The organism is Rhodococcus sp. NPDC076796, from assembly GCF_040702765.1.
Taxonomy (GTDB): Bacteria; Actinomycetota; Actinomycetes; order Mycobacteriales; family Mycobacteriaceae; genus Rhodococcoides.
Genome location: NZ_JBFBMS010000026.1, coordinates 1 through 5334, shown reverse-complemented (window position 1 = coordinate 5334; position 5334 = coordinate 1). Strand labels below are relative to the sequence as shown.

Annotated in this window: 1 protein-coding gene; it reads right to left on the bottom strand. The window is 65.1% G+C overall.

Translation table 11 applies throughout. The features are described from left to right. The coding region (locus tag AB0366_RS26935; RefSeq protein WP_366246605.1) for an amino acid adenylation domain-containing protein at positions 1–5334 on the bottom strand (5334 nt) is incomplete at both ends.

Here is a 5334-nt window from a genome sequence, read left to right as displayed (position 1 = left end):
ACGCCAACGCCACGAACGACCCCGGACCCACCCCACACGACATCAACATCCGCGCCAACCGCGACGACGCCGCATCCAACTCACCATACGAAACAACCCGCGAACCCGACACCACCGCAACACCACCGACACCAGCAACACCCACAGCACCAGCCAACAACTCCGGCAACACCACACCCACCACAGACCGCGGACCACGCACCGGAGCCAGAGAGTCGTACTCGTTGGCAGAGAGAATCTCGATGTCACCGACTCGGATGGCCGGCGTGGCGGTCACGGCGTCCAGGATTCGTACCAGGCGATCGGCGAGAACCCGGACGGTATCGGCATCGAAGAGTTCTGTGGCGTAGCGGAATCCGGCTTCGATGCCGACCGGTGCACCAGCCCTGTCGAATTCTTCCGAGATCGTCAACTGCAGGTCGAAGTTGGCGATGTCGTTGGGGAGCTCGATGCTCTCGATCGACAGTCCGGGCAACGTCACGGTCGGTCGGTCGGTCTGCTGGAACTCGAGCATCACCTGGAACAGCGGTGCATGGGCAGTCGATCGCGCGGGATCGACCGCATCGACCACTCGCTCGAACGGAACATCCGAGTGAGTGAATGCGGCCAGGTCGACGGAGCGAACATCCGAGAGCAGGTCCTCGAACCGAGTCGAGCCGGGCACCTGCGTGCGCAGCACGAGGGTGTTGACGAACATGCCGACGAGTTCGTCGAGTGCGGCGTCTCCTCGGCCCGAGATCGGCGTTCCGACCGAGATGTCCTCGGTACCCGAGAGTCGAGCCAGAAGGACGGCCAGAGCCGCGTGCACGATCATGAACGAGCTCGAATTGTGATCGGCGGCAACAGCAGCGAGTCGAGCATGAATTGCGGCGTCGATCTCGAACGTGACGCTGTCGCCGCGCAGGGATGCCACCGCGGGACGTGGGCGGTCGGTCGGCAACGGCAGGACCTCGGGGCTGCCGGACAGTGTGTCGACCCAGTAGGTGAGCTGCTTGGCCATCAACGACTCGGGATCGGACTCCGCGCCGAGGAACCGGCGCTGCCACAGCGCGTAGTCGGCATACTGCACCGGCAACGGTTCCTGGCTCGGTGCGTGCCCTGCGGCGCGGGCACTGTAGGACACCATCAAGTCGCGGGCCAGCGGAGCGCTCGAGAATCCGTCGGAGGAGATGTGGTGTACCACCATCACGAGCACATGCTCGTTCTCGTGCACCCGAACCAGGCGGACTCGCAGCGGAACATCGGCCACCACGTCGAAGCCCGCGCCGGCGACGTCGGCGATCAACTCGAGGACGTGACGCTCGTCGTTCGCGAGAATCGGAGTCAGATCCGGCAGTGCCGATGCCACGTCGAGGATCGACTGCACCGGAGCGTCGTCGGTCAGCGGGAACATCGTGCGCAGCGACTCGTGTCGGCTCAACACGTCACCGATGGCCGAGTGCATCGCGTCGACATCGAGCACGCCGCTCAGGCGCATGGCGAACGCGACGTTGTAGGCAGCCGATTCGGTGTCGTACTGATTGATGAACCACATCCGCTGCTGCGCCAGCGACAGCGGCACCTCGTCCGGTCGCTCCTGCGGGACCAGTCGAGGGGCGGCTGCAGCGTCGTGCTCGCCCAGCTCGATGCCTGCCGACAGCGCTCGCACGGTGGGGGCGTCGAACAGATCCCTGATGCCGATGTCGGTTCCGAGCGCCGCGTTGATTCGCGCCACCAACCGCATCGCGATCAGCGAGTTGCCACCGATCTCGAAGAAGCTCGACGTGACGCTGACCTGAGCGATGCCGAGCAGATCACCGAAGACACCGGCGACGATCTCTTCGACCGGATTCTCGGGCCCGAAGAACTCCGACGCAGCGACGGTGAATTCGGGTGCAGGCAATGCCTTGCGGTCGAGCTTGCCGCTGGCGTTGACCGGCAGCGAGTCGAGTACCACCACGTGTGAGGGCACCATGTACCCCGGGAGGCGGCGCGCGGCCTCTGCCGTCAGCTGCGCGGGGTCGACCGCGGAACCGTGCGCACCGACCACGTAGGCCACGAGGGTCTCGCCGGTGTTCGGGTCCTTGTGCACCAACGCGATCGCCTGTGCGACCGACTCCGATCGAAGGAGAACCGCCTCGATCTCGGGCAGTTCGATGCGCAGGCCGCGCAGCTTGACCTGGAAGTCCGTGCGGCCGATGTACTCGAGTTCGCCATCGGTGCGCCACCGCACCAGATCGCCTGTGCGATAGAGCCTCTCGCCCGGCTCGCCGAAAGGATCTGCGACGAAGCGATCCGCCGTGAGGTCGCCGCGACCGACGTACCCACGAGCGAGCTGCACGCCGGCGAGATACAGCTCGCCGGGGGCACCGATCGGAGCCGGTCGCAACGATCCGTCGAGCACGTACAAACGCGTGTTCCACACCGGTGCGCCGATGGGAATCGAGACAACGTCGCGCCCGGTCACGTGGTAGTAGCTGACGTCGACGGCCGCTTCGGTCGGACCGTAGAGGTTGTGCAGTTCCGCGAGGGAGAACTGCGCGAACTGCGCCGCGGTGGCGGGCGGAAGGGCCTCGCCGCTGCAGAAGACCAGTCGAAGCGAGACACATTCCGCAGCCCGTGCTCCTGCTGCGAACACCGCGAGCATCGACGGTACGAAGTGCGCCGTGGTGATGTGCTCGTCCGCGATGATGCGGGACAGGTACACGGGATCGCGGTGTCCGTCGGGTTCGGCCACGACGAGCTTGGCACCGACCTGCAGCGGCCAGAAGAACTCCCACACCGAAACGTCGAACGTGGCCGGAGTCTTCTGCAGAACGGTGTCCGCAGGTTCGAGGTGATATTCGTGCTGCATCCACAGCAACCGGTTCACGATGGCCGAGTGCGTTACTGCGACACCCTTGGGCCGACCGGTCGAACCGGAGGTGTAGATGACGTACGCGGTGTTCGAGCCGTGCAGTCTTCCCAGACGGTCCGAATCGGTGATCGAGGAGTGGTCGCGATCGGAGACGTCGAGTAGATCGACAGCGAGGACCGGAGTTGCCACCGGGATGTTGATCCAGTCGCGGCTCGTGGTGAGGATGCACACGGGCTGGGCGCTGGAGAGAACGTAGGACGAACGCTCGACCGGATGGTCCGGATCGATCGGCACATAGGCTCCACCGGCCTTGACGATCGCGTACATGCCGACGAGCAGGTCGACCGACCGTCGGATCGCCAGGCCGACATGGGATTCGGGTGTCACGCCGAGCGAGATGAGATGTCGTGCGAGCTGATTCGCACGTTCGTCCAGTTCGAGATAGGTGATGTGCTCGTCCTCGAACACGAGCGCGGTCGAGTACGGACTGCGCTGCACCTGTCGATCGAAGAGGCTGCTGAGCGTCATGTCGACGCCGCCGGCCGGAATCTGCTGGTGGACCGGCGGTTCGATCAGACGTGCGGTGTCGTTCCATTCGAACAGAACGAGTTCCCGCTCCGCGGCGGACAGGATGTCGATGTCGCCGGTGCGGACGTCCGTCGACGTCCCGATGGTCGACACGATCCGCAGGAAGCGATCGACGAACCGGTCGATGGTTTCGGGATCGAACAGATCTGTGGCGTAGGTGAACGAAGCCGACAGTGCACCGGACGGGTCGACGGGCTCCTGATCCACGCGCAGCTGCAGATCGAATTTGGCTGTGTCGGTGCTGATCTCCTCGAACCGAACGGTGAGATCGGGCAGCTCCAACGTGACAGCTGCATTGTTCTGGAACTCGAGCAGAACCTGGAACAGCGGCGAATGGTCGGTCGACCTCACCGGATCGAGTACATCGACCAGTCGCTCGAACGGGATGTCGGTGTTGTCGAAGGCGGCGAGGTCGGAGCTACGAGTATCGGCGAGCAATTCGGCAAAGGTCGCTCGAGGCTCGACCTGTGTTCGCAGGACGAGGGTCCCGACGAACATGCCCACGAGGTTGTCGAGGGCAGCGTCGCCTCGACCGGCGATCGGAGTACCTATGGCGATGTCCGCAGTGCCGCTCAGGCGCGCGAGCAGCAACGCAAGCGCGGAATGGACAACCATGAACAGCGTCGAGTCCTGTTCGGCGGCAACCGAACTCAACCGAGCGGCGACATCGCCGGGAATCGTGAACGGGGTGACACTACCGCGCATCGACTGCCGGGTGGGGCGCGGGCGATCGAGCGGCATCGGCAAGACGTCCGGCAGGTCTGCCAGCGCCGACTGCCAGAATTCGATCTGCCGCGACGCCACCGAGGTGGAGTCGCTCTCGTCGCCGAGAACAGCGTGCTGCCACAGCGCGAAGTCCGCGTACTGGACGGCGAGTGGCTCCCACACCGGAGCAGCACCAGCGGAACGGGCACCGTACGCGACCATCACGTCTCGGGCCAGCGGTGCCATCGACGCACCGTCCGCCGCAATGTGGTGGACGACGATGGAGAGTACGAAGCTTTCCGAGCCGGTCCGGTACAGCACCGCGCGGAAGGGAAGATCGACCGTGACGTCGAATCCTGTTGTCGCAGCGGTACGGACGAGCGCATCGACCGAACCGGCGTCGACGTCGACCACATCGAGGGGGAGCTTCGATCCGGTGACGTCCTCGACCGGTGCGATGACCTGGTTCGGCAGATCGCCCACCGTCGGGAACACCGTGCGCAGCGACTCGTGCCGGGACAGCACGTCGCCGACGGCCGCAGCCATCGCGCTCACGTCCAGACGACCGGTCAGGCGCACGGTGAGCGGGATGTTGTAGGCGGGCGAGGACACATCGAACTGGTTGATGAACCACATCCGCTGTTGCGCGAGAGACAGCGGGATCGAGGCGGGCCGGTCGACGGGGACGAGTGCCGGACGGCGATGCAGCGACGCGCCCTTGGCTTCGGCACGTTCGGCCAGAGTCCGAACCGTCGACGCCTCGAACAGATCCAGCACCTTCAGATCGGTGCCGAGAGCCGAATTGACACGCGCGACCAAACGCGTTGCCACGAGGGAGTTTCCGCCGAGATCGAAGAAGCTGTCGGTGACGCCGACCCGGTCGATCTCCAGCACGTCGCAGAACACGGTCGCCACCGCGGCCTCGTACTCCGTTTCCGCGGCCTCGAATGCACCCTGCGAACCGAGTTCGGGTTCGGGGAGTGCGTTTCGGTCGAGTTTGCCTGCCGGAGTCAGAGGAATGGACTCCAACATCACGAACGCCGACGGCACCATGTGCGCAGGCAGCACCGAACCGGCATGCTCACGCAAGTCATCCGCCTCGACCGCGGTACCGGCCACCGGCAACACATACGAGACCAGCACCGTCGACCCGGCAGCAGACTCGCGTCCGATGGTGACCACGAAATCGACACCCGGCACCGCCG